Genomic DNA, 25,897 nt, shown 5'->3' with positions numbered 1-25,897 from the left:
GCTCATATCCTAAGATTGATAAAGTTTGGCAACGCGTTTTGCAAGCTCGCTATTTGAAATCTGTAATGCTTGATTGCGTTGTTGGATTTGCTCAAGGATGTCATCGATTTGACTGTCGTCAAAGCGTTTAAGTGCTGCCATATCGATTTGATATTTTGCTTGTTGGGTGATTTGGCGGGCGCGTTCGATAGCGGCAAACGTTTTTTCAATCGCCTGTTGAGCACTTTCTGCCGTGGCTTGTGCTTTTTGTGCAGTTGATAGGGCGACTTTTGTGGTCATTTTGGCCGTCATGCTTAGTTGCTCAATAATTTCGTGGCTCTGTTTTTCCAGTTCAATTGCTGCACTCATAATGTCAACCGATTGATTGGTTTGTTCAACGAGCTTGAGCAGTTGGCGTTTTTCATCGCTCGCGTTGGATTCTTCTTCTGGTGAGGGGCTCTGAGGTTCTGAGTAGACAGATGTGTCTATAGGCGTTTCTACCGTGTCGAGTTCTGACTCGGATTCAAGTTCTGACTCGGATTCAAGTTCTGACTCGGATTCAAGTTCTGACTCGGATTCAAGTTCTGACTCAGATTCAAGTTCTGACTCGGATTCAAATTCTGACTCGGATTCAAATTCTGACTCGGATTCAAGTCCTGACTCGGATTCAAGTTCTGACTCGGATTCAAGTTCTGACTCGGATTCAAGTTCTGACTCGGATTCAAGTTCTGACTCGGATTCAAATTCTGACTCGGATTCAAGTCCTGACTCGGATTCAAGTTCTGACTCGTCATCAGGGTCGCTCAAAAGACCTTCACTGTCGACTTTAAAATCCATGTCGTCGTCAAGGTCGTCAAATTCATTTTCAAGCGTTTGCGCAAGTAAGGTCTTGCTGTTTTCTTCTAAGGCAGACAGTTCATTATCCAGTGCTTGTTGTCTAGCATCATCGAGCACGCTCGCGGCACTTTGTTGTTGCGCGGCGGCTAATATTTGTTGTGCTAGTTCGTGATCAAAATCGATATTCAATTTGGCGGTGGAATCGGGCTCAGGTGTGGTGACTTCTTCAATTTCGGCGTTGTTTTCCGGCATGGATTGGGTGTCGATGAGTAAGTCGTCAACAGCAGAAATATCCGAATGGTCTTGTGGCGCGTCTTGCAAGTCTGGCATATCCATAAAATCATCGGCTGCGTTAGTGGTGCTATTTGTATAAAGCGCGCTGTCCATTTCATGCATGGCTTCATTTAGTTCGTCATCGCTGTTTTGGCGAGCATCCAGCGCATCTCGGTCAAGCAAGGTGTCATCGGTTTTGACTTGCTGATAAGCCTCGGGTTCGGATTGATTTTCAATGTGGTCGATGTCGTTCAACAGAGTGTCGAGGTCGATTTCATCGCTGTTCAATGGGGTTGAACCTATATCGGTTTCTTTATCCATGCTTTGCAGCATCTCGACCATTTGTTGCGTGGCCAAATCGTCTTTTTCTTTATCAATCGTAGACATAGCTATTTTCCCGTAATCTATCGCCGGATTGTGTCGTTATCTTATGCAGTTTACGTAACTCTCACCACTGCACAATCCATCTAAAAGGCGCTTAACTGTTTTGTGTCAAGTATTTTTGTATTGTTATCAGGCAAAGCATTTAACATGCCATCTGCATTTACTTAACGGCGGGTTTGGTTGAGACTTTAGGCTGTCGTGCGGATTGTGTTTGGAATGGCAAAGTCGGCGGCAATCGAAAATTCAAGCCATCGCTGTCTGCTTGGGTGGGTAAAACCTAAGTATTCGGCGTGCAGACAGAGGCGAGGCGCTTGATGCAGTGCATAATGGTCTGCATATAAATTGTCACCTAAAATCGGATGACCGAGCATCTGCATATGTAAACGTAATTGATGTGAACGTCCTGTGGTAGGGGTTAGTTCAACACTAAAATAATGAGTGTATTGCTTGAGTAGGCGCCACTGAGTATGGGCGCCTTTACCGAGCAAAAAATCGACCATTTGCAGCGGACGGCGCTCCCAATCACAACGCATTGGAAGGGCGATTTGGCCGCTGTTTTGACTAATAATGCCTGAGCAAAGAGCCTGATAGCGTTTTGCGGTCTTGCGGTCTTGAAACTGTCTGCTGAGGTCACGATGTGCTGCTTTGTTACGCGCCAGCACCATTAAGCCGGAAGTGTCCATATCTAAACGATGCACAATCAGCGCATCCGGGTAAGTGTTGTGAAGATGGCTTAATAAGCATTCTTGTTTATCGTCGCCGCGCCCAGGTACGGACAGTAGACCACTGGGTTTATTGACAATCAATATCTCGTCATCGGCGTACACAACCCAATTTGGATCATAAGTAAAAGGTTTTAAAACCGCTGCTGGCGGACGTAGATACGGGTGCATTTTTCACCATGGCCTTGTAAACTAAGGCGCTTATTTTAAAACATGAGAAGACAGAAGATGGCAAAAAAGGTCTCGGTATTATTTGTCTGTTTAGGCAATATTTGCCGCTCGCCGACGGCGCACGCGGTTTTTCGTCAATTGGTTAAAGATCAGGGGCTGGCACAACAGATCGAAGTTGATTCTGCAGGAACAGGGGCGTGGCACGTGGGTAATCCACCAGATAAGCGAGCGACTCAAGTGGCGGAAGCCCGTGGTATTGCTATGCGGGATTTGCGTGCGCGGCAAGTGGACTTTGGCGATTTTTATCAATATGACTATGTGTTGGCAATGGATAATTCTAACTATCGCAACTTATATGAGATGGCTTTGCCAGAACATCGCGAGAAGATTCATATGTTTTTGCAGTTCAGTGAAGATTTTACTGAGACCGAAGTGCCGGATCCGTATTATGGTGGGCCGGATGGTTTTGATTATGTTTTTGATATGGTGCAATCGGCATCCAATGGCTTATTGGCGCAGATTAAGAAAACCCATTTTTTAAAATGATTCAATTGTAGAAACAACAACGCCCGAACACGATTACCGTATTCGGGCGTTGTTGTTTGAGGATTATCAGTTTGACAATCCGTGTTTTGGTGCCTTTAGACTTTCGGTGTTTCTCGTCTTTCCGAGTCTTGTTTCTCTGCTTCTGTCGCGTCAACGGCGTCATTCGCAGGAGTGATCAAGGTTTCAACCGGGTCAGTGGTTTCGGATTGCTCGTTTAGCGATTGTTCTGCTGCGGCAATCTGCTCATCGGCCGTCTCTTTCGCGATGTCAACAACCATTGATTCAGTTATTGACTCAGTTGGCGTGACGCCTGATGCGTTGTCATTCGCATCCGCATCTTTGATGACGTCGAGTACCGGTTCCGCAATCGGTTCAAGAGGTAATTCGACTTGAGCACGCTGTGCGTCAGACGCATTTTCTGTTGGCTCGACCGAAATGGTTTGCGAATCACCACTGGAAGTGTTTGCCTCGTAGATGCTTTGTTCCGGTGCTGCAGTGGTCGCTAAAGTCGTGTTTGTGAACTCGTCGATTGCTTGAACCGTTTCAGAAACCGGCGGTGTTGCGTCTGCAACCTCGGTGTCATTTTGTGTGTTTTCAGCTTGAGTTACGGCTTCAATTATCTCTCCATCGGCATTGATTAAATGCGGTGCAGGTGAGTGAATTGAACGGTTTTCCGCATCTTTCGGCGCACGACGACGAGAGTTAAACTGGCTGCGGCTGTTATAACGACTACGGCGACGTTGACGCGGTTTTTTGCCATTGTCTTGTTGTTCGTCATCATCGTTCACGGCTTCGTTTACGTTGTTGTCGTTGACTTCCAACTCACTGATTTGATCTGCTGTGTTTTCAAACTCGTCATTGTTTTGTGCAAAGTTTTGTTCTTCACCGCCATTTTCCGTTTTATTACGGCGACCACGGTTCGTGCGGCGACTGCGACGACGTTTATTGCCATCTTCCAGATTCGTGCTATTGTTCTCGTCCGATGTTGGCACAGTGTCGTTATTTGCGTTGTTGCGCGAGTTATCACGTTGTGCATTAGGGGTTTGCGCACCATCACGAGTGTCGTCACGAGGACTATTACGGCGACGGCTGTTGCCGCGACGAGGGTTATTTGGACGACGTTCCTCGCCATCGCGATTGGTATTACGGCGGCGGCTATTACGTGATTTATTTTGTGGTTTGGTTTCTTCAGGTTCTTCAGCTTTGCCAAACAGTGCGCGCCATACACGGGTAAAGAGTCCTGGCTTCGGTGCGGCCTCATTGCCGCCGTTTTGGGTTTGTGCGGTTACTTCAACCGGGGTTGGTGGCGGTGCGCTTGGTGTAATGTTTTTAACCGCAGGTTCTTCTTTGGCTTGCGGTGTTTCATTGACGTTATGCAGTTCGGCTTCGCGGATGATTTCAATTTTATTTTCGTAGCTTGCATGATGTTCAATTTCATCATTCATGCGCGTACGTTCCATAATGTACTGCGGTGTTTGTAGGTGCTCGTTCGGCACAATCAAAACATGCATATTATGGCGGTCTTCAATTTTGGTGATTTGATTGCGCTTTTCGTTTAATAGAAAAGTGGCGACATCAACCGGAAGCTGCACGGTTACACGGCGCGTATTTTCTTTCATGCTCTCTTCTTCAAGCAGACGCAAGATAGATAGGCCGAGTGAAGATACACCGCGAATAACCCCAACACCGCTACAGCGTGGACAGACAATTTGCGTGGATTCTTCAATTGATGGGCGCAGACGTTGACGTGACATTTCCAATAGGCCAAAACGTGAGATTTTGCCAATTTGTACTCGTGCTCGATCGGATTTAACGGCATCGCGAATTTTGTTTTCTACTTCACGTTGGTGTTTAGTGGAGTGCATATCGATAAAGTCGATAACCACCAATCCACCAAGGTCACGAAGGCGCAGTTGACGGGCAATTTCACAGGCTGCTTCAATGTTTGTGTTGAAAGCGGTTTCTTCGATATCACCGCCTTTGGTTGCGCGACTGGAGTTAATGTCAATCGCGGTTAAGGCTTCAGTGATGTCGATAACAATCGCGCCGCCAGAAGGAAGCGTGACTTCACGCTGATACGCGGATTCGATTTGTGATTCAATCTGGAAACGAGTGAACAGCGGAATGGTATCTTGATAAGGTTTAACCTTATAGACTTGTTGCGGCATAACGTGTTGAATGAAGTCACGCGCTTTATGGAAAGTTTCCATATCGTCGATAATGATTTCGCCGATGTCCTGACGTAAGTAGTCACGGATTGCCAGAATCACGATGTCGGACTCTTGATGAATCAAGAAAGGTGCTGCACGCTCTTCCGATGCTTTGGTAATCGCCTGCCAAAGTTGGACAAGGTAATTAACGCCCCATTGCAATTCATCCGTGCTTTTACCAACACCCGCGGTACGGATAATCAGTCCCATACCATCTGGTGTTTCTAGGTCGCGCAAGGTGTCGCGGATATCGCTGCGGTCGTCTCCCTCAATGCGGCGAGAAATGCCACCCGCTTTAGGGTTGTTTGGCATCATAACGACATAAGGGCCCGCGAGGGTAATTTGTGTAGTAAGTGCGGCACCTTTATTGCCGCGTTCTTCTTTTTGAACTTGGACAATAATTTCTTGCCCCTCTTTTAACACATCTTTAATGGTGACGCGTCCAGAGTCAGGTTTGCGATCAGGGAAGTATTCGCTTGCAAGTTCTTTGAAAGGGAGAAAACCGTGACGATCAGCACCATAGTCGACGAAAGCGGCTTCTAGGGATGGCTCGATGCGGGTGATTTTACCTTTATAGATATTGGCTTTTTTCTTTTGGTGCAATGGGGTTTCGACATCGAGATCATACAGTGTTTGACCATCGACTAAGGCAATGCGCACCTCTTCTTTTTGGGTGGCATTTATGAGCATTCTTTTCATTAATTTCTCTTTACTATGAGGCTAAGAGAACACAGCGAGAGGGCAGGTTTTCTGCTAAATGCTGACGAGTTTTGGCTGCAAAGGGTGTCTAGGCGGTTTGTTACCTGAAATATGCATCTTGCGTGATTCGCTTTTAGTTTCGGATGTTTAGTGGATAAATTCCGTAAAAAAACCGCCCGGTCAAGGGGCTAAGCGATCTCTTTCGCCAACGTTGCGGTCGGCTGCGTGTATCAAGTTTGTCAATTGGGTAACAATTTGTATCGAGCAGAAGCAATCTTTTTGTTTATCGTTTATTGTGTGCCTATGCTCTAGCCGTCAAAGCAAAGCTTTGATTTTTAACGGTTTTCGCGCGCTGCTCGTATGGTTGTTGTGGCGTCTTAGGGGGTCTTAACCAGAGCAATCAGAAACAAAACGGTTTATGATTTTGCAGGTCAGGCGTGAAAAAACGCGAATGACTTTTAGGGTGATCCAGTTAGGAGTCGCTGCGTCCAACAACTTTGCATACTTTAAAGCAGAACAGTCGTCTGTCCGTGGTGCTATGTTCCAGTTTTAAAATGCAGTGGTATTTGGCAGTATAAGACTAAATACAAAAGCGTTAAAAATTGGGTGTTTAATTGAGTTTTAAGGGTTTAATAATAAACTTTTATAGTCTATTTCGCCACTTTCTACTCTTAAAATAACCTTAGCGGTTATGCTTATGGTTTTAAAAGCTTGGCAAATATATCACCCGAATGCAGGCTTGGCAATCTCTATCTTTTTATTTGTGTAAAAAGCTGTGTATAAGTTGTCGATGACTTGCGGATAAGTGGCTTTTTTGGGTCAAAATAATGGGCGTGTTTGGTGTTGTGCTGGGTGGTTTGTTGTGCTGCCTAAAGGTTACAGAAAAGCGCGCAGAATCAACGTAAATCGTTACAATAGGCGCTTGTTTAAAACCGCAGTAACTTAGGAGTGGAGATGACGCAGCAGCCGTACACGCAAGTACAGTTTTTAGACGTCGGTGAAGAGGATAGTGGTCAACGCCTCGATAATTTCTTAATGCGTCATTTTAGAAAAGCGCCTAAGGCATTGATTTATCGGATTATCCGCAAAGGTGAAGTGCGCGTAAACAAAGGGCGTCGTAAGGTTAGTGATCATTTGCAGCCGGGTGATGTGGTGCGCGTACCGCCATTGAGAATCGAGCAGCCGGAGAAGCTGGATAACTCGGAAATTCCAGCCGATGAGTTGCGACAAATTGAGCAGTCAATATTATTTGAAGATAACGATTTGATTGTGGTTAATAAGCCATCTGGTGTTGCGGTGCATGGTGGTGGCGGAATTCGGTTTGGTTTGATTGAGGTCTTGCGAGCTTTGCGTCCGCTGGCACGACGTTTGGAGTTGGTCCATCGTATTGATCGTGATACTTCCGGCTGTCTATTGATTGCGAAAAAAGCGTCAGTGTTGAAAGCACTGCATCAGCAGATGCGCGATGATTTGTTTGAAAAACGCTATCTGGCAATTGTCAGTGGTCAGTGGCCGAAAGGGTTGCAAAAAGTCGATTTGCCGTTAAAAAAAGAGCATCTAAAGGATGGTGGATGGCATGTAAAAGTGGCTCAGGATGGTAAGTCTGCGTTGAGTTATTTTGAACTGCAACAGCATCTAAAAGGTTGTGACTTGATGGCGGTTCGTCTGAAAACCGGACGTACTCATCAAATACGGGTGCACGCTTTGGCGCAAGGTTGTCCTTTGGTTGGGGATGATCGTTATGGCGATCGCGAGGTGAATAAGCGTTACCGAAAAGTTGGAATGAAACGGTTGGCACTGCACGCGCATATTTTAGGGTTTATTCATCCGGTAACTGAACAGCCAATGCGTTTTGAAGCGCCTTTGTGGTCGGACTTTAAGCGTTTGATTGAAGAATTAAGTTAACCGAAAAGTGAAATGAGAATGAAGAAATACCAGTTGGCTATCTTTGATTGGGATGGCACCTTAATGAATTCGGAAGCGCGCATTGTTGATGCGATTAAGATTGCGGCGCTTGAATGCGGTTTGCCAGTATTGCCTGATGACGTTAATAAGCAGATTATTGGATTGAGTTTGGATAAGGCGATTCTTGGGCTTTATCCGGACTTAGAGGAAGGGCAGGTGGTGCGCATGGCACAAGCTTATACGCAGTCTTTTTTGGAGGACAGTGTGGTTGAGATGTTGCCGTTTGCGGGCGCGGAGGCGTTGTTGCTTAATCTAAAACAGCAGGGTGTGAAGTTGGCAATCGCCACGGGTAAAAGCCGTAAGGGTTTGAATCAAGTGTTGGCGGAGTGTGGTTTTGGGGTTTATTTTGATATCACCCGAACACCGGTTGAATCGGCTTCTAAGCCGGATCCCTTGATGCTACAACAGATTCTCGATGTGTTGCAAGTTGCGGTCGAAGATGCGGTGATGATTGGCGATACGACCTTTGATATGGAGATGGCGCAGGCTATTGGTATGGATCGTATTGCGCTAAGCCATGGTGTGCATCAAATGCATCAACTGGACGTTTTTCAACCCGTCGCGCAATTGGATGATTTGCAGCAGCTAAATGCGTGGTTGATGCAACATACCTAAGTTATTTTATTCTGTGTCGTTATGCGTGTTTTGCGGTGCGAGTGGCAGTTCCACGCCCATCTCATAAAATATGTCCGTTAAAGCGATTAAGGGTAAGCCGATTAACGCATTTGGGTCGCGTGACTCGATGCGTTCAAATAAAGTGATGCCAAGTCCCTCTGATTTAAAACTCCCCGCACATTTTAATGGTTGTTCGATCGTTAGGTAGTTTTCGATCACTTGTTCGCTCAGTGTGCGAAAGACCACTTTTGTGACATCTAATTTTTCGTAGTAGTCGCCAGTTTTGGTATTGACCACCGCAAGTCCAGTGTAGAACGTAATGGTTTTGCCACTAAAGCTTTGAAGTTGGGCTTTCGCATTACTAAAAGTGTGTGGTTTACCGAGCGGATGGTCATTTAACACCGCGCTTTGATCAGAGCCGATAATAAGATGGTCTGGAAAAGCAGGGGCTGGGGCTAGGGCTTTGGCGAGTGATAGCCGTTGTACCATCTGTTGTGTGCTCTCGTTGGCAAGCGGCGCTTCATCGACTTCGGGTTTGCAAGTCATAAAGGGGAGCTGAAGTTTTTGAAGCATCTGTTGTCGGTAGATCGAAGTGGATGCCAGAACGAGTGGGAGAAGTTGTGGGTGTCTTGTGGATAACCGGTGGGTATCTTGCATAGTTTTTCTCCTTGAGGCTGGGTCGGTAAAGGTTTTTTTGGGGTGATTAAATGCATTAGCTAAGTATGGCTTGGTCGTTTAATTATCCGTGGACGAAGTCATTTTTCTTGGTGTGATTGCGCTGGTTTGAATCATGATATTTTATTGATTTTTTATCTTTAATTTATTGTTTTTATTGATTATTTTTTATTGATTTTGGGTTTTTTAAAGTGGTTGTTTAGAGTCTTTTTGACCTTGGCATAGTGTGACATGCCAGTGACGCAATCTAAGGGTTAAAAAGAGGGATTTAAAAAGCAAAATTTTCTCTTCTTTTTTGTGTGTTATTTTTTGACTTAATGTCTGCTTGTGGGTATGATGCGCGCCTATGTTAAATAAGCTACCCGATTTTATCGATCCACTGTATGCGGTCAAACATGATAAACATTATGTTGGCACAGTCAAACTTTCGCGTTTAAAGCGTCTTGGCGAATTGCTTACGACGGATATAAACGATAGTCGAGAAGTGACGGTTGATATCAAGTTCTATTACAACAAGGTTATTCGTTTTCCTATGTTTGAAATGCAGCTTGCAACCGAATTGAATTTACAGTGTCAACGATCGTTACGTAATTTTGAATGTCCGATTCATACGGAAGTCAGAGGTGTGTTTACCGAAACGATGGCGCTGGTTGATGATTTGCCTGAAGATATTGAAGTGTTTGAACTCACGCAAGAGAAGTTCTCTTTACACGAGTTGGTCGAAGAAGAGTTGTTACTCTGTGTGCCGATGGTGCCAGTAGATCCAAATAGCTCTTTGGCTTATACAAACACATATGATAATCAGCAGTCGGAGACCAACGACTCGCAAGAGTCTCAGCCGGTAAGCAGGAATCCGTTCGCTGCCTTACAAGGACTGAAGAAGTAATTATTTATTTAGGAGAGTATCATGGCTGTTCAACAAAATCGTAAAACCCCATCTAAGCGTGGTATGCGTCGTTCACACGATGCGCTAACGGCAACTACGCTAACCCAAGATCCAACTACTGGTGAAGTACACCGTCGTCACCACGTGACTGCTGACGGTTACTATAAAGGTAAAAAAGTCGTACAAGATAAGGCGTAATTTATCTTGGCTATCAATATAGCAATTGACGCCATGGGCGGTGACCGCGGTCTTGCGGTCACGGTTCCGGCATCGATCGATGCACTCAAAAAATTCTCAGACATTCACGTCATTCTTGTCGGTAAACAAGCTGAAATAGAGCAAGTTCTTGCCGGATATCAGTACGATTCTTCTCGTATCACTGTGGTTCATGCCGAGCAAGTGGTTGATATGGATGAGCTTCCTTCTAAAGCGCTGCGTAATAAACGCCAGTCCTCGATGCGTATTGCCTTGAATTTGGTGAAAGAGAATGAGGCGCAAGCCTGTGTCAGTGCCGGTAATACGGGTGCGCTGATGGCGGTGGCAAAATTTGTCTTAAAAACCCTTCCTGATATTGATCGTCCGGCTATTTGTACCTCTATGCCGACAATGCAAGGCCATGTGCATGTTTTGGATTTGGGGGCGAATGTCGGTTGTACGGGCGAAAATCTATTGCAATTTGCTGTAATGGGTTCAGTACTTGCCAGTGCGGTGGATGGTAATGCGACGCCGCGCGTGGGATTACTCAATATTGGCGAAGAAGAAATTAAAGGGCATCAGCGAATTAAAGATGCGCATCTGCTCATTCAAGAGACTTCGATTAACTATGTGGGTTATATCGAAGGGGATGATATCTACAAAGGCAATACGGATGTGGTTGTCTGTGATGGTTTTGATGGGAATATCGCCTTAAAATCGAGCGAAGGTGTCGCCAAAATGATCGCCTTTTATCTAAGAGAAGCTTTTAACCGTAATATCTTTACTAAGATTGCTGGTTTAATCGCCTATCCCGTACTAAAGTCTTTTAAAGACAAGGTCGATCCGCGCCGCTATAATGGTGCATCACTTTTAGGATTACGCAAAATTGTGATTAAGAGCCATGGTGGAGCCGACCAATTCGCCTTCTTGCAAGCGATTGCAGAAGCTCGCTTGGAAGTGAGTAAGAATGTGCCAGAGCGCATTTCTGCTGAAGTATCAAAGCTTATTCAAGGCGATATTTAAGTCTCTCCTTTTCTTAATCCTCTTTCTTAGTGAGCGGCATAAGCCGCTCTCTTTCGATGCAATGACGGCAGTTGGTAACAGCTGGACCGCAATCAACGCAAAGATGTTGAATTTATGAGCCAAAAAATATATAGCCGTATTATCGGCACCGGCGGCTACCTGCCAGAAAAGATATTGACCAATTTTGATTTGGAAAAAATTGTCGAAACCAGCGATGAATGGATTCGAGAGCGCACGGGTATTGAGCAACGTCATATCGCTGCGGAAGGTGAAACCACTGCAGATTTAGGTGAGAAAGCGGCGCTTGCTGCCATCGAAATGGCGGGTGTTGCGGTCAACAGCATTGATATGATTATTGTTGCCACCACGACGCCGGATAAAATTTTTCCAAGCACGGCCTGTTTGATTCAGCAGCGTTTGAAGATTCACGGCTGCCCGGCATTTGATGTTCAAGCCGTCTGTTCTGGCTTTGTGTATGCTCTATCGGTTGCTGATCAATTTGTCAAAAGTGGTATGGTTAAGCGTCCGTTGGTCATTGGTGCGGAAACCTTATCGCGAATCACTAACTGGCAAGACCGTAACACTTGCGTGCTATTCGGTGACGGCGCTGGAGCGGTTTTATTGGAGGCCTCAAGCGAGCCGGGGATTCTTTCCACACATATTCATGCTGATGGTGAGTTTGAAGAGTTATTGCACGTGCCATCAGGCCCATCCAAGCTTCCGCAAAGTGATGACATCGCTGAGCGTACCATGTCGATGAAAGGCAATGAAGTCTTTAAGGTTGCGGTAAATACCTTATCTAAGGTCGCGAGTGAGACGCTACAGGCTAATAATATGCAAAAAGAAGATTTGGATTGGTTGGTTCCGCACCAAGCTAATCTACGTATTATTACCGCCACTGCGCGCAAATTGAAGTTAGGGCCAGACCAAACCGTGGTGACCGTCAATAAGCACGCCAATACCTCAAGTGCGTCGATTCCATTGGCTTTGAATGAGGCGGTACGTGATGGTCGCATTCAGCGTGGCGAAACCATTTTACTGGAAGCGTTTGGTGGTGGTTTTACTTGGGGTTCGGCACTCATTAAGTATTAATTGTTGAAAGCGCCTTTTTGTTGAGGCGTTTTTTATAAAGGGCGCAATTGACGCCTTAAAAAAAGAATAGAGGTTAAAGTCAAAATGAGTTATGCATTTGTTTTTCCAGGGCAAGGTTCGCAATCGCCAGCGATGCTGGCTGACTTGGCTGTGAATCATTCGCAAGTCGCCGAAGTATTTCAACGTGCTTCAGCGGTGTTGGGATATGACCTGTGGGATTTAGTGCAGAATGATGACAGTGGCAAATTGAATCAAACAGATGTAACACAACCGGCGATGTTGGCAGCTGGGATGGCAGTATTTGAAGTGCTTAAGGCGCAAAAATCCGTGGCTCCGGCTTTTGTTGCGGGGCACTCATTGGGTGAATATACCGCTTTGGTTGCGGCTGGTGCTATGACGCTTGAGCAGGGGATTGAGCTGGTCGCCTTGCGCGGTCGTTTAATGCAGAGTGCCGTGCCAGCAGGCACTGGAGCTATGGCCGCCGTGTTGGGGTTAGAAGATGAGGTCGTCGTGCAAGTTTGTGCTGCCGTCGATGGCATTGTTGAAGCGGTTAATTTTAATTCACCGGGTCAAGTGGTGATTGCCGGTAAAAAGGCAGCCGTGGATGCGGCGCAAGAAGCTGCGCTTGCGGCTGGCGCTTCGCGTGTTGTGCCTTTACCGGTGAGTGTTCCGTCACACTGTTCTTTAATGAAGCCCGCTGCAGAGCAGTTGGCAGAAAAATTGGCCTTGGTGACAATCCAGATGCCAACGGTGCCTGTGCTGCATAACGTGCATTTCGCTCAAGCGAGCACTCCGGATGAGATCAAAGATTTGCTGGTAAAGCAGTTGTATCAACCAGTGCAGTGGGTGAAGACCGTTGCGGCCATGAAAGCGGCTGGCGTTACGGACTTATTTGAGATTGGTCCCGGTAAGGTGTTGATGGGGTTAAATCGCCGCATTGACCGTAAAATGGCGATGCAGGCGGTGTTTGATACTGCGACACTGGAAAAAGCCGTAGCAAGCCTATAGAATTGGTGAACTAAATTCTTAAGAGTACGTATTAACCATAAAGGGTATAAACGATGTTAACAAATCAGGTTGCGTTGGTTACTGGCGCAAGCCGAGGAATCGGTAAAGCGATAGCGCTTGATCTTGCCGCACAAGGTGCCATTGTCATTGGTACGGCAACGTCAGAAAACGGCGCCCAAGCCATTAGTGATTATTTACAAGCTGCCGGCGCACAAGGGCGTGGTGCTTGTTTGAATGTCACGGAACCAGAAATGATTACCGAATTATTGGCGATGGTAACAAAAGAGTTCGGTACACCGACAATTTTGGTTAACAACGCTGGGATTACTCGCGATAACTTACTAATGCGAATGAAAGATGACGAGTGGGATGAGATTATTCAGACCAACTTGAGTTCTGTTTTCCGTATGTCGAAAGCCTGTTTGCGTGGCATGATGAAAGCCAAAGGCGGCCGTATTATCAATATTGCGTCAGTCGTTGGCGTAATGGGGAATGCAGGGCAAACAAATTATGCCGCAGCGAAGGCAGGCATTATCGGCTTTAGTAAATCGCTAGCGCGTGAAGTTGGTGCTCGCAATATTACTGTTAATACCATTGCACCGGGTTTTATTGATACCGATATGACTCGTGCATTACCGGATGAACAGCGTCAGATGCTGACCGGACAAATTCCGTTAAATCGCCTCGGCGAGCCGGAAGATATAGCTAAAGCAGTGACCTTTTTAGCGGGTGACGGCGGTGCTTATATTACCGGCCAAACACTGAATGTAAACGGCGGTATGTACATGGTTTGATGTGGCATTTTAATTGATACCGTTTTGTTTCTGCAGTCATAAAGTTCTTTGCAGTGCAAAAAGTGCAAAAATGCTTGAAAAACCTAAAACATAAAGCGAAAATACCCCCACTTTATTTTTATACAAACCCTAATTGGAGAATTTCCAAAATGAGCGATATTTCAGAACGCGTTAAAAAAATTGTTGTTGAGCAACTTGGTGTAGAAGAAGATCAGGTAACTGCTGATGCGTCTTTCGTTGACGATCTAGGTGCTGACTCACTTGATACCGTTGAATTGGTTATGGCGTTAGAAGAAGAATTTGACTGTGAAATTCCTGATGAAGAAGCAGAAAAAATCTCTACGCTAGCGCAAGCAGTGTCTTACGTAGAAGCAAATCTATAATCACGTTCTGATTTTCAGAGCCGATTGTAAAAAAGGTCGCCCTCAGCGGCCTTTTTTTATGTCTGTCTGTTTAGCCAGCCCTAGACATTCACAACAAGTCCCCATAAAATCATCCAAACTCAGTTTGCCGAATAATATTAAATACGGTAAACCCAAAATTAAATTAGCAAGAGGGTGTCGTTTTGACAAAGCGTCGTGTTGTAATTACTGGTCTGGGTGTTTTATCTGCCGTTGGCCTAAGTGTGCAAGAAAACTGGAATAATCTTCTCGCCGGAAAAAGTGGGATTGATTACTTAACCAAGTTTGATACCGAACCGTTTGCAGTCAGCTTTGGTGGTGAATTGAAAGGCTTTAATGCTGCGGACTATATCAGTCCAAAAGAAGCGAAGAAGATGGATCCATTTATTCATTATGGCATTGCGGCAGGTGCACAAGCATTGCGTGACTCTGGTCTGCAAGTGACTGAACAGAATGCGCCGCGTATTGGCGTGTCTATCGGTTCGGGTATTGGTGGTATTGGTTCGATTGAAACACAACACCATGCTTATTTAAAATCTGGACCGCGCCGCGTCTCACCTTTTTTTGTGCCAAGTTCAATCATCAATATGATTTCTGGAAATTTGTCGATTATGTTTGGTTTACAAGGGCCGAATATGGCAATTGGTACCGCCTGTGCCACTGGAACACATTCCATTGGCGATGCGGCGCGCATGATTCAATACGGTGATGCGGATGTCATGATTGCTGGTGGTGCTGAATACGCTACCACGGAATTAGGCTTGGCCGGTTTTGCAGCGGCACGCGCGCTCTCCACACGCAATGATAACCCACAAGCGGCAAGCCGTCCTTGGGATAAAGACCGTGACGGTTTTGTGTTGGCGGATGGTGCCGGTGCGGTGGTCTTGGAAGAGTATGAACATGCCAAAGCACGCGGTGCAACCATGTACGCTGAAGTAATCGGGTTTGGGATGAGTGGTGATGCTTATCATATGACCTTACCCGCCGCTGGCGGCGCCGGTGCTGCGCGCTGTATGCAAGCCGCCTTAAGTAATGCAGGATTAAATGTTGACCAGATTGGTTACATTAATGCGCATGGAACCTCCACCCCAGCAGGCGATTTATGTGAGACCAGTGCGGTGAAATCGGTATTTGGTGCTGCGGCTTATGATTTATGTATGAGCTCCACCAAGTCGATGACGGGCCACGCCTTAGGTGCCGCCGGTGCAATGGAAGCGGTATTTACCGCCTTGGCGCTAAAAAATCAGCAATTGCCGCCGACCATCAATTTAGACAATCCTCAAGAGGGTTGTGATTTAGATTACGTCGCTAATGAAGCACGTGATTATTCGTTTGATTATGCGCTTTCTAACTCATTTGGTTTTGGTGGAACCAACGCCACCCTTATTTTAGCCAAAGTATAATTAAATTCCCTTTCATTTCAGGCGATTTGATTTGCCTTGTGTATAGAAACTTATGAATCAATTAGTAACTCAGGCTGTGATTGCACAGCCTGTTTTTTTGGCAGAAGCTGAAACAATCGACCTCTCTGCATTGCACCGGTTAAATCCACAGCGCTACCCTTTTTTATTGGAAAGTGTTGCCAAAAGTGAACAAGGTGACTTTTCGATTCTAATGGCGCAGCCAAGCGAATCAATGCAACTAAACCCCGGTGCGCCTAGTGAACTCTTTGTCGCTCAGGCGCAACAGGCGTTTGTCGACTGTGCGCAGTGTGAATTTGCCATCACGTTACATGGTGTGTCGGCGTTATTTAGTAATGTGGCGGTCGGTGCGTTGCTGCATCAAGCCAATCAATTGCCTTTTAAGAGCGGCTGGTTTAGCTACTTTAGTTACGATTATGCACAGGTGGTTGAGCCGGTTTTACAGTTACCGACATCGCAGTTGCCGTTGGCGAATCTAACGCGATGCCATGCGTCGGTAACGCTTGACCACAACAGGCATCAGCTGTGGATTTTGGTCGAGGCAGACTATGCGCATCTATTGAGTGAAATACTTGCCGAGATTGAAGAGGTGTTGCTTCAAGAGGATAAACCGGCGAGCTATGTGGTCATTAACAATCTTCAAGAAGAAGATCCGCAAAAATATTTAGCAGGTGTCGATGCCATTAAGGAATACATTTTGGCTGGTGATGTGTTTCAGGTAAATTTATCGCGTTTGTGGCAAGCAAATTTGGCCGCAGAACAAGATTATCTACAAGTCTATCAAGCTTTGCGTTTGAATAATCCAGCGCCTTTTGCTGCTTTAGCGTGTTTGCAAGATCAGCATCAAGCCCCTTGGCAGATTATTAGTTCTTCGCCTGAGCGTCTGGTGAAGTTTGACCATTGCTGGGTAGATACGCGACCCATTGCCGGTACGCGCCGTCGTAGTGAAGATGTTGCGGCGGATAAGGCTTTGATGGACGAGTTAATTGCTCATCCAAAAGAGCGTGCCGAACATATTATGCTGATCGATTTGGAGCGTAATGATTTGGGGCGCATTTGCCAGCCAGGTACGGTTGAGGTGAATGAATTAATGGTGGTTGAGTCATACCAGCACGTGCATCACATTGTCTCTAACGTGCGTGGTAAATTGCGCGATGGCTTTTCACCATTGGATATTGTGCATGCGCTTTTTCCAGGCGGCACGATTACCGGTTGCCCGAAAATCCGCTGCATGGAGATTGTCGCTGAACTTGAAAAAATGCCGCGCGAAGCCTATACCGGCTCTTTGGGTTACATTAATCTGGATGGCAGTTTGGATTTGAATATACTGATTCGCACCTTAATTCAGTATCAACAGCAAGGCGAGTCGGTCATTCAGTTTCGTGCTGGTGCCGGAATAGTCGCAGATTCTGATGCACAATTTGAATTGGTCGAAACTCGTCATAAAGCTCGCGGATTGTTGCGTGCGTTTGGCTTAAAAGACGCTTAAGCGGATGCTTGCTTCGCCTCGTGTATGGATTAATGGATCAGAAACGTCATTCTTGAATGTCTTTGACCGTGGTCTAAGCTATGGCGATGGTTTTTTTACTACCGCTTTGGTGCGTAATGGGGCTTGGTTAAATGGGTCCGCACATCTGTGGCGTTTGCAACAAAGTACTGAAAAATTGCATTTTCCTGCACTGGATAGCGCCGATTTATTGAAGCAAATTTGCGCCAGCTATGCCCAGCTTGGTGAGCTAAACACTCACTCTTTGGTACTAAAAATCATGGTTACCCGAGGGGTGGGCGGACGCGGCTATCAACCTCCAGAACCGAGTCAGCCAACATTAATTATACAGTGGTCTGCCGCGCCGAGTGATTTGAACGCAACGCCTCCTCTAACGCTGTGGGAGTGCCAAACGCCGCTGAGTTTGAATACAGCAACGGCGGGTATCAAACATTTAAACCGTTTGGACAATGTGCTTGCCAAAAACGAGTTAGCGCATTTAGGGTTTAGCGACGGTTTAATGTGTAACGCTCGACAGGACGTCATCTGCTCCAGTCAAGCCAATCTGTTTTTATTACGTGGCGATGAACTGACTACCCCGTTGTTGCACGAAAGCGGTGTGCATGGCACAGTGCGTTATGCGTTAGAACAGCTTTCTGTGCAGCTTGGTTATCGTTGGCGTGAACAACCTGTTCAATGGGCGCAAGTGTTGGAGGCCGATGGGCTCTTTTTGAGTAACGCAATTCGCGGTATTGTGCCGGTTGCTGCTTTGCACATGGCGGATCAGAGTGAACATCATTTTGCCAGCGAGTCCCTGTTGGATATTGCACGAATTGGCGCGTATTTTGATGATTATCAATCTGCAACGGCAATCTCTTTAGTAAATGAAATAGGCCGATAAAAGGTGCGTAAGTTTTTTTTGATAACTTGGTTGATTGTGCTGTCATTGTTAGCAGCATTGGCTTGGATAACTTGGCAGGGTTTTATTACTCAGCCGCTTTCTAAACAGAGCGAATCGATTGTTTTGGTTGTGCCTAAAGGCGCCAATGCCAAACAAATAGCCAATCTATTGCACCAACAGGGTTTTTTAGCAAAGCCTCAGTTGTTTGTTTGGTATCTACGCTATCAAGAAAAACAACATCTCTTGAAAGCAGGCGAATTTGCCATTCAACCGAATTTTACCGTGGATGAACTGATTGATGCTCTCATCAAAGGCGAGGCAGTGCGCTATGAAGCGACCATTATTGCTGGGCATACCTTTGCTCAGACTTTGCAACAACTTCATGCTTTACCAAAATTGAAAAAAGAGCTGTCACTTGAGGATATAAAAGGACTTCAAAAAGCGTTTACTCTTTCGGGAGAAATCGCTGATAAATATCCCTATGCAAATTTGGAAGGGCGTTTTTTACCTGAGACGTACTATTTTCATGCTGGCGACAGTGATAAAACGATTTTATTGCGTGCTCAGCAGGCGTTGAATGATGTTTTACAGGCTGCTTGGGAGAAACGTCAAGCGGACTTGCCTTTGAAATCGCCACAAGAAGCGTTAGTGTTGGCCTCGATTGTTGAGAAAGAGACTGGTTTTGCCCCAGAACGCGCTGAAATCGCAGGGGTGTTTGTTAACCGCTTGCGTAAAAAGATGCGCCTGCAAACCGATCCAACGGTCATTTATGGCATTGGACAGGACTATGATGGCAATATTCGCAAAAAAGATTTAAATGCCGCCACCGCCTATAACACCTACCAGATGAGTGGTTTGCCGCCAACGCCGATTGCTAACCCGAGTCGAGAGGCGATTCAAGCGGTGCTGCAGCCCAACCAAACTAAAGCACTGTATTTTGTTGCAAAAGGGGGCGGTCAGCACATTTTTTCAGAGACGCTAGAAGCCCATAATCGCGCAGTGCAAAAATACATTTTGAATAAATAACAAAGGCTTAGCCAATGCAGCAAGGTAAATTTATTACTTTGGAAGGCTCCGAAGGCGCCGGTAAATCAACGAATTTAGCGTATATTCAAGAGCTTCTACAAGCACAAGGTTTGGAAGTTGTTACCACGCGTGAACCGGGTGGCACAGAGATTGGCGAAAAAATTCGGGCTTTACTGCTTGACCCAGAAAACACGGCAATGCATCAGGATACCGAACTCTTATTGATGTTTGCTGCGCGTGCACAGCATATTTTTGAAAAAATCCAACCGGCATTGCAGCGAGGGGCTTGGGTTATTTCTGATCGTTTTACCGACGCCTCTTACGCTTATCAGGGGGCGGCACGCGGGATGGGGTTTGCGCGTATTGAGCCGATAGAAAACTGGGTGCAGCAAGGATTTGCGCCTGATTTAACGCTGGTATTTGATTTACCGATAGCAATTGGGATGCAGCGAGTCAAATCTCGAGGGGCGGTCGTGGATCGCTTTGAACAAGAACAAAAAACGTTTTTTGAAAACGTCCGGAATGCTTACTTAGAGCGCGCTGAAGCCGCGCCGCAGCGTTATGCTGTTGTGGATGCCGCGCAGAGTTTAGTGGTGGTACAGAGCCAGATTCGTCAGCAATTGGCGAGCAAATTGGGTTTAATTTGTTGATGGAAGCGCCCTTGTATCCGTTAGCACAACTGCCTTGGTTGCGCGCTCCTTGGTTGCAATGGCAGCAGTTGCAAGACCGTTTGGGACACGCCTATTTACTTCTTTCTGCACAGGGTATTGGCATTGAGTTAATGGTTGAGCAGATGGCAAAACAAGCTCTTTGTCAGCACGCATCCTCACAAGGGGCTTGCGGTCAGTGCGTTTCTTGTCAATTATTTTCTTCCGGTCAGCATCCAGATTTTTTCCAACTGCAACGGCTTGAAGATAAAACCACGGTCGGGGTGGATCAAGTACGCCAACTGATTGAAAAACAAAACGAAACCTCTCACCAAGGTGGGTATAAAGTTATCGTCGTTGCCGAGGTCGAAAATCTCAAACTTGCGGCTTTCAATGCGCTCCTTAAAACTTTAGAAGAGCCGGCACAGAGAACACTGTTTATTTTAACGTGTGCGCAGCAGTCAAGATTGCCTGCAACCATTAAAAGCCGATGCCAAAAAATGACGGTTTCGACGCCGGAATTGGCCATGGCTTTAAGTTGGTTAGCTCAGCAGCGTCCGCAGTTTGATCAAGCTTTGTTAAAAAGAGCGTTACGCTTAAATTGGGGCGCACCTTTGATGGCATTGACTTGGATTGATAAGGGGGGCGTGCAAGAATACGCCGAGTGGCAAGAGGGTTTAAAGCAAGCGCAATCGAATAAAAAAGTGCTTTCAAAAGTGATTTTGCCTTGGTTGAAATGGCCGAACCCGCTTCGTGTGTTTGATTATTTTTATTTTTGGGCGTTAATGCAGAATCGTAAAATCGTATACGCGGCATCAGTGCTTGAGGACAAAGCGGCAGTGCTTGAACTGTTGCAGTTCCAGCAGCAAGTGCTGCAAGCGAAAAACGCTTGGCAGGGAAACGCCAATAAAGAGTTGGTTTTGGAAAATTTGTTGGCTTTGTGGGTACAGCAAAACGACCAATCCAAATCCGAGATGCGACAAAAATTGTTTCATGAAAAATTACGCAGAGGATTGTTATGATTATCGACTCGCACTGTCATTTAAATATTTTGCCGGCAGAGGCTGGTTCAATTGATGAAGTGATTGCTCAGGCAAAGCAACTCGGGGTGGAGCGCATGATGTGCATCGCGATAAATCCGGATAAATGGCATGAGGTTTTGCAATTGGCTGAACAGCATGAAGAAATCTATGCGGCGATTGGCGTGCATCCTTGTGAAAAGCCTGATGTGGTAATTACCGATGAGCAGTTGCTTGCCGCAGCATCACACCCAAAGGTGTTGGCGATTGGCGAAATCGGGTTGGACTATTTTCATTTTGACGATGAGGATATGCACTGGCAGCATGAGCGTTTTCGTCAACAGATTCGGGTTGCAAAGCAACTTAATAAACCGGTGGTGATTCATACGCGTAATTCCACGCCGGACTGTTTGCGTATTCTTGCGGAAGAACATGCCGAACAGGTTGGCGGGATTATGCATTGTTTTGTGGAAGATATGGAAATTGCTGAACAGGCAATGGCATTAGGATTCTATATCTCGTTTTCCGGTATTGTTACCTTTAAAAATGCAAAGGCTTTAAAAGAGGTTGCTGCGCAAGTGCCATTAGATCGTATTCTGCTGGAGACGGATTCACCTTACTTGGCGCCAGTTCCGTATCGCGGGAAAACGAATTTACCAGGTTATACGCATTATGTTGCTCAAGAAATTGCGGATTTAAGAGGGGTCGGTTTAGCGGAAATCGCCAAGGTCACCACGCAAAATTTCAATCGACTTTTCTCTACGAACTTCGCATAAGTGCAGTGTCATTTGGCAATCAATAAAAAAGCCGACAAGATAAAGGAGGTCGGCTTTTCAATTGTAGGGACATTGCAAAATAATAATTGAAAACGTTGGCTACACGGTTTTAGATGCGTCTACTGCTTTTAACTTTGCGACAAAAGCTTGAAAATCCTGTTCATTGATGCGCTGTGCTTCGTTCGCAATATGAGGGCTGATGTCAAAACTAAATGCAACCATTTCTGGCCATTCTTCATTAATTTTTTGTAGGTGTGAGGACTTCATTGTACTGGTTCCGTTAAGGAATCGATAAAGGGCACTTTGAGTTATTCCAGCGACTTCCGCCACACGCTTTTTCGTAATGCCTTTCCATTCGATATAGAATTTCACTCTCTCATGAAATTTCATTTCCTGCTCCTGCTATTTTGATTATCTCTAATACCTTGCAATGGTAACTTATTGTTAAACGCATTTAGAAAAATGTTAATTAACATTGCTGCTAGATTGTTTTTTAGTACTTATGTCCTTAACGCACTTAACAAAATTAATCTAATTCTGTTATCCAACCCATTATAGCTGAAAATTTATACATTCTCAGTTGTTGCGTCAATAATTTGTGGTTCTTATCTTTAAGGATTTCAAAGGTATAGATTTAAGTGGGAGATTATCTTTCATTATCGCGAGAATCTCAGTGTTAAGTATAAGTACTTATAGGTGGGGCTGATTCAATCGGGTGTCGTTTGACACGAAACAGCAGGTAGAAGTGATAGACGTTTAGTGTATTAGTGCTTGGTTATTGGGAAATCCGTACAAACACTCGCATCAACATTAAAGGTGTAGGCAACCAATTCTGGCCAAATTGAGTTCAAAGTTTCAAAATGCATCGAGTCAATTGCACCAATGCCGTCCAAAAAATTTTGCAACTCTGAAAGTGGAATTCCACATTTTTCAGCCACTTCTTGAGCACTTAAGTTCTTAATTTGCATATAGCGTCGCATTCTTTTAGCCAATGGCATTCTGTGCACCTACAAAGTTTCGCTGCTGGGGAGAAACAGAGAAAATTCCTGTCCTTGGTTTTTTACTCAGATGACCCTAAAAGAGTCGCATCAATAATTTGTGATTCGGTGTCATTATAGCGTGCAAAGAGAATTAGTCTATACAAAAGTATAGAATATATTAGGCATGCCTTAAGTGTTCATAACACCTTAATACTCTACTTTTAATAATGATTTAGTAAAAATAACCACTTGGTTACGCATTTAACGATATAACGCTGGTAAAAGTTGTAGTTAGTTAAACTATCTTAAGATACTTCATTTAAACACAGTATATAGGTAATAGTTATGAGTGAATTATTTTCACTCTTTTTTTATACATGTTAGCAGTGTAATTTGGAGATGTGACTTAAAAATCGTTCGATATTCGCACGTTGTCGAATTACATAAAAGGGAGATGAAAATGAATTTTAACCAAAGAATAAAATCGTATATTGAAGCGAAAGGCATTATTAAACATCGCGTTGCGGAAGTGGCACAAATCACGCCAAGTGCCTTCTTTCGTTTTCTCAACGGAACCAGTACGATGAAATCATCCAACATTGAGAAATTGCAAGAAGTCTGGCCTGAAATGATTGCCTATGGTCTTAATATTGATCCTTCTGTCGCAATCAGTGCTCATAATCTAAGTAACAAAAAAGAAGAGCGTTACGAATATTAAGATTTCGCTAGCAACCGATACGGACCAAGGATGGTAGAGTCGGTTGCTGGCTTTTTTTCGTCTTCTGGAATGGTTATTCCCGTTGCAAAGAGTGATTCTTTGTATGGGTAAGGAAAGAAGATATCCATTCTTCATGTACAACTCTTGTAGTGCTGAACAAATGAAATAAAGCAGTGACTAGAAAAAAGATACACGAGTTTACTTGGTTTTGACGACACCAAGGTTGGCACAAATCAGTCAAAGGTTGGAAATTAGAGTTTGAGAGTTAAGCTAGGAAAATAGATGGCGCGCTCAAGAGGACTCGAACCTCTAACCAGATCTCCGGAGGATCTTGTGATATCCCTTTCACCATGAGCGCGTTTTGTGAACGCCCGTATTATAAGGGTTTGAGCATTGAGATTGAAAGTTTTTCTGATTTTTACCAAAAACAACATTCAAAAATTTTTCAGTAAAAATACAATTCGGCGTAGCCCTAAACTTTCATAAAAATCGAGTGTTGCTCTTGGTGTGATTTTGGTGGTTGATGAAGCCCTCCGGAGTGAGAGGGTGGGGATTGGAATCCTTGTAAGCGCATCAATTGTTCTAATGTATACGTTTCTGTTACGTTTATTAAAATGAAGTTTTTGCCTCATTTGTCTTCATCTAATTTGTCTGGGCTTGGATTCGGCGAGTAGTGGTTTTGGTAAACTCAATTCAACCTAGCTTTGGCCGTTAAAACTTACCCTATTTCGTCCAGATTCTTTGGCGTGATACAGTGCCTTGTCTGCACGGGCAAACCATTCTTCCGCTTTGTCTTCAATGCGTAATTCTGATACGCCAATACTGATGGTGACCGGATATTGGCCGACAAACTCGGCATTCAAAATGTGTTCTCGAACTTTGTCGGCCACGGCGACAGCAATATCTAACCCTGTTTTTGGTAAAAGTATGGCAAACTCTTCGCCACCCCAGCGAGCGATGGTGTCGGATGAGCGCAAAATTTTACTGAGTTCTTGATGGAGTTGTTTGATCACTTCATCCCCAAAATTATGACCAAAATTATCGTTAATCTTTTTAAAGTGATCAATATCGCAAATTAATAGACTAAAGGGTTCGCGATATCGTTGAAACTCAAACACTGCTTTTTGAATAAATTGGTCAAATACACGGCGGTTTAATGCGCCGGTGAGTTGGTCGTTATTGGCGTGTAATTTAAGCAGTTGTTGAGAGGTGATGTCTTCACAAATCGCCATGTAGCCAGTTTTTTCGTATTGAGAGTTGTATTTTTCTCGTAGCGTGATTTGCATCCAGAACTGAGCGCCACTGCGGCGATGACCATGCAATTCGCCATTCCAACTTCTGTTTTTTAGCATTTTGCTCAGGTTAAATTCATTCAAACTGTCGTTAATGATGTCCAGTTCGTTAAACGTTTTTCCGATGAGCGCCATTTTTCGGTAGCCGGTGATTTCCATAAACGCATTATTTGCCTGCGTGATTTTGCCTTCTAAATCCAATGATAAAATAGGGACTTTTTGGTCAATTAGCTGTTTGTTAAATTCGAGTTGACGATTTTTGAATTTGAGTTCCAGCTGGTCGTCAAATATGGCGAATTTGATAAAGCTCAACATGATTGATTCGATTAAAAAACCAAACAAGATACTGATTCCTTGTCGGTAGCTTAAGTTGGCTTGAGAGACTTCAAAGTAGTCAATTAAGATAATTGCCAGCAGTGGTGATGTCAGCAATAAACCCCAGAGTGTGAGTTCTTTGGGTGTGTTCAAAAAGACGAAGATAATTGGGATAATTGTAATCCACAAGAAACCTAAGCTGTTTGGACTCAAGAAAAAAAGGGTCGTTAAATAGGGGACAATCATAGCAGCCAGTGCGATGTTCTTGGCGACCTGCTGATTTTCTGGATTGCGCGTCATCTGCAATGCAAACAGTACCACTGCAAAGCTAAGAGCGCTAATCAGTGAGAAAGTGTACTGGGTTTTATAAAAAGAAATCGACATAATAACGACTAGTGCCGGTACAGCAATGATCAGCATAAATCGCAGCAGCGTCAGATTGATTTGCTGCTGATAAAAATCATGCTCTTTGGTCCAATTAATAAGGCTCTTTAACATCGTAATCCACTGAGTCAAACCGTGACTGTAAAACTTACTTTATTGTAGCGATATGCGCAATTATTACTTAACAGAATGTCACGGAATTGATTTACCTGATTTAAATGGCGCGATTTGAGATAGGTTGTAGATCCTATCAACTGTACTTTTCTCTTTGATCTAAAGATGATTTATGGGGTAAGAATCAAACGTGATAGTCAAAGATGGATAAGATTTACCAAGATTAAGGTTGGTTTCTTAAGGTTGATGGTTCTCTGTACAAATTAATAGGACGTGGGCATGTTAAAAACTAAACACTAACAGCTTAATCTGCGTTCATAGGTAATTATGAATTTTTTAAAAA

At 44.7% G+C, this 25,897-nt stretch carries 25 protein-coding genes and 1 tRNA gene; 18 read left to right on the top strand and 8 right to left on the bottom strand.

Going from position 1 to position 25,897, the window contains the following annotated elements:
* Positions 1-9 precede the first annotated feature (9 nt).
* Together HRR27_RS12785 and HRR27_RS08385 are read right to left on the bottom strand one after the other, a co-directional pair.
* Positions 10-1,476 carry a hypothetical protein gene (locus HRR27_RS12785; protein ID WP_194240653.1) on the bottom strand — a complete coding sequence of 489 codons (1,467 nt, stop codon included), beginning with the start codon at positions 1,474-1,476 and terminating at the stop codon, positions 10-12.
* A 185-nt stretch (positions 1,477-1,661) separates the two neighbouring features.
* A complete protein-coding gene (locus HRR27_RS08385; RefSeq protein ID WP_173272733.1) occupies positions 1,662-2,366 on the bottom strand; it encodes an RluA family pseudouridine synthase in 705 nt (234 codons plus the stop codon).
* Positions 2,367-2,423: 57 nt separating this feature from the next.
* On the opposite strand from HRR27_RS08385, the gene HRR27_RS08380 reads away from it, so the two are divergent.
* Positions 2,424-2,912: a low molecular weight protein-tyrosine-phosphatase gene (locus HRR27_RS08380; protein ID WP_173272731.1), complete on the top strand. Its 489-nt coding sequence runs from the start codon at positions 2,424-2,426 to the stop codon at positions 2,910-2,912.
* A 95-nt stretch (positions 2,913-3,007) separates the two neighbouring features.
* On the opposite strand, the gene rne is transcribed toward HRR27_RS08380, so the two are convergent.
* Positions 3,008-5,821, bottom strand: a complete 2,814-nt coding sequence (rne, locus tag HRR27_RS08375; RefSeq protein WP_173272730.1) for a ribonuclease E — start codon at positions 5,819-5,821, stop codon at positions 3,008-3,010.
* 954 nt (positions 5,822-6,775) lie between these two features.
* Between rne and HRR27_RS08370 the strand changes: the two genes are divergently transcribed.
* Positions 6,776-7,726, top strand: a complete 951-nt coding sequence (locus HRR27_RS08370; protein WP_173272728.1) for an RluA family pseudouridine synthase — start codon at positions 6,776-6,778, stop codon at positions 7,724-7,726.
* A gap of 18 nt (positions 7,727-7,744) precedes the next feature.
* Positions 7,745-8,401: an HAD-IA family hydrolase gene (locus HRR27_RS08365; RefSeq protein WP_173272726.1), complete on the top strand. Its 657-nt coding sequence runs from the start codon at positions 7,745-7,747 to the stop codon at positions 8,399-8,401.
* 6 nt (positions 8,402-8,407) lie between these two features.
* On the opposite strand, the gene HRR27_RS08360 is transcribed toward HRR27_RS08365, so the two are convergent.
* The gene (locus HRR27_RS08360; RefSeq protein ID WP_173272724.1) at positions 8,408-9,058 is read right to left on the bottom strand and encodes a Maf family protein; all 651 of its coding nucleotides are present in this window, start codon (positions 9,056-9,058) and stop codon (positions 8,408-8,410) included.
* Between the two features lie 364 nt (positions 9,059-9,422).
* Between HRR27_RS08360 and HRR27_RS08355 the strand changes: the two genes are divergently transcribed.
* From HRR27_RS08355 to HRR27_RS08290, 14 genes are all read left to right on the top strand, one after another.
* Positions 9,423-9,962, top strand: coding sequence for a YceD family protein (locus tag HRR27_RS08355; protein ID WP_173272722.1), 540 nt, complete (start codon positions 9,423-9,425; stop codon positions 9,960-9,962).
* Positions 9,963-9,983: 21 nt separating this feature from the next.
* Positions 9,984-10,160, top strand: a complete 177-nt coding sequence (gene rpmF, locus HRR27_RS08350; protein WP_173272720.1) for a 50S ribosomal protein L32 — start codon at positions 9,984-9,986, stop codon at positions 10,158-10,160.
* Between the two features lie 6 nt (positions 10,161-10,166).
* Entirely contained in the window at positions 10,167-11,180 is a 1,014-nt protein-coding gene (gene plsX / locus HRR27_RS08345) for a phosphate acyltransferase PlsX (protein WP_173272718.1), read from the top strand.
* Between the two features lie 114 nt (positions 11,181-11,294).
* Positions 11,295-12,272 (top strand): beta-ketoacyl-ACP synthase III, encoded by a 978-nt coding sequence (locus HRR27_RS08340; protein ID WP_279585861.1) that lies wholly within the window; start codon positions 11,295-11,297, stop codon positions 12,270-12,272.
* 84 nt (positions 12,273-12,356) lie between these two features.
* On the top strand, positions 12,357-13,280 hold the full coding sequence (fabD, locus tag HRR27_RS08335; RefSeq protein WP_173272716.1) for an ACP S-malonyltransferase: 924 nt from the start codon (positions 12,357-12,359) through the stop codon (positions 13,278-13,280).
* A 53-nt stretch (positions 13,281-13,333) separates the two neighbouring features.
* Positions 13,334-14,074, top strand: a complete 741-nt coding sequence (fabG, locus tag HRR27_RS08330; protein ID WP_173272714.1) for a 3-oxoacyl-ACP reductase FabG — start codon at positions 13,334-13,336, stop codon at positions 14,072-14,074.
* 149 nt (positions 14,075-14,223) lie between these two features.
* A complete protein-coding gene (acpP, locus tag HRR27_RS08325) occupies positions 14,224-14,457 on the top strand; it encodes an acyl carrier protein (RefSeq protein WP_173272712.1) in 234 nt (77 codons plus the stop codon).
* A 182-nt stretch (positions 14,458-14,639) separates the two neighbouring features.
* Positions 14,640-15,878: a beta-ketoacyl-ACP synthase II gene (fabF, locus tag HRR27_RS08320; RefSeq protein WP_173272710.1), complete on the top strand. Its 1,239-nt coding sequence runs from the start codon at positions 14,640-14,642 to the stop codon at positions 15,876-15,878.
* Positions 15,879-15,930: 52 nt separating this feature from the next.
* A complete protein-coding gene (locus HRR27_RS08315; RefSeq protein WP_173272708.1) occupies positions 15,931-17,385 on the top strand; it encodes an aminodeoxychorismate synthase component I in 1,455 nt (484 codons plus the stop codon).
* Positions 17,386-17,389: 4 nt separating this feature from the next.
* Positions 17,390-18,283, top strand: a complete 894-nt coding sequence (pabC, locus tag HRR27_RS08310) for an aminodeoxychorismate lyase (protein ID WP_173272706.1) — start codon at positions 17,390-17,392, stop codon at positions 18,281-18,283.
* A 3-nt stretch (positions 18,284-18,286) separates the two neighbouring features.
* Positions 18,287-19,309 (top strand): endolytic transglycosylase MltG, encoded by a 1,023-nt coding sequence (mltG, locus tag HRR27_RS08305; RefSeq protein ID WP_173272704.1) that lies wholly within the window; start codon positions 18,287-18,289, stop codon positions 19,307-19,309.
* 14 nt (positions 19,310-19,323) lie between these two features.
* Entirely contained in the window at positions 19,324-19,959 is a 636-nt protein-coding gene (tmk, locus tag HRR27_RS08300) for a dTMP kinase (RefSeq protein WP_173272702.1), read from the top strand.
* Positions 19,959-20,978, top strand: a complete 1,020-nt coding sequence (holB, locus tag HRR27_RS08295; RefSeq protein WP_173272700.1) for a DNA polymerase III subunit delta' — start codon at positions 19,959-19,961, stop codon at positions 20,976-20,978. The genes tmk and holB overlap by 1 nt, the downstream gene beginning before the upstream one ends.
* Positions 20,975-21,751, top strand: a complete 777-nt coding sequence (locus HRR27_RS08290; protein WP_173272698.1) for a TatD family hydrolase — start codon at positions 20,975-20,977, stop codon at positions 21,749-21,751. Before holB ends, HRR27_RS08290 begins: the two co-directional genes overlap by 4 nt.
* 99 nt (positions 21,752-21,850) lie before the next feature.
* Here the strand turns inward: HRR27_RS08290 and HRR27_RS08285 are convergent, their stop codons facing one another.
* Both HRR27_RS08285 and HRR27_RS08280 read right to left on the bottom strand, forming a co-directional pair.
* A complete protein-coding gene (locus tag HRR27_RS08285; protein ID WP_173272696.1) occupies positions 21,851-22,141 on the bottom strand; it encodes a helix-turn-helix domain-containing protein in 291 nt (96 codons plus the stop codon).
* A gap of 374 nt (positions 22,142-22,515) precedes the next feature.
* Positions 22,516-22,749 (bottom strand): helix-turn-helix domain-containing protein, encoded by a 234-nt coding sequence (locus tag HRR27_RS08280; protein ID WP_173272694.1) that lies wholly within the window; start codon positions 22,747-22,749, stop codon positions 22,516-22,518.
* Positions 22,750-23,191: 442 nt separating this feature from the next.
* Between HRR27_RS08280 and HRR27_RS08275 the strand changes: the two genes are divergently transcribed.
* Entirely contained in the window at positions 23,192-23,449 is a 258-nt protein-coding gene (locus HRR27_RS08275) for a hypothetical protein (protein ID WP_173272692.1), read from the top strand.
* 283 nt (positions 23,450-23,732) lie between these two features.
* Here HRR27_RS08275 and HRR27_RS08270 read toward each other — a convergent pair.
* Both HRR27_RS08270 and HRR27_RS08265 read right to left on the bottom strand, forming a co-directional pair.
* Positions 23,733-23,807: transfer RNA gene (locus tag HRR27_RS08270), tRNA-Arg, on the bottom strand.
* 340 nt (positions 23,808-24,147) lie between these two features.
* Positions 24,148-25,554, bottom strand: coding sequence for a sensor domain-containing diguanylate cyclase (locus HRR27_RS08265; protein ID WP_173272689.1), 1,407 nt, complete (start codon positions 25,552-25,554; stop codon positions 24,148-24,150).
* Positions 25,555-25,897: the final 343 nt, after the last annotated feature.

Origin of the sequence: Thiosulfatimonas sediminis, from assembly GCF_011398355.1 — a bacterium.
In the GTDB taxonomy this organism is placed as follows: Bacteria; Pseudomonadota; Gammaproteobacteria; order Thiomicrospirales; family Thiomicrospiraceae; genus Thiomicrorhabdus; species Thiomicrorhabdus sediminis_A.
The sequence above is the reverse complement of the archived record's forward strand: the minus strand, read 5'-3'. Positions and strand labels throughout refer to the sequence as shown.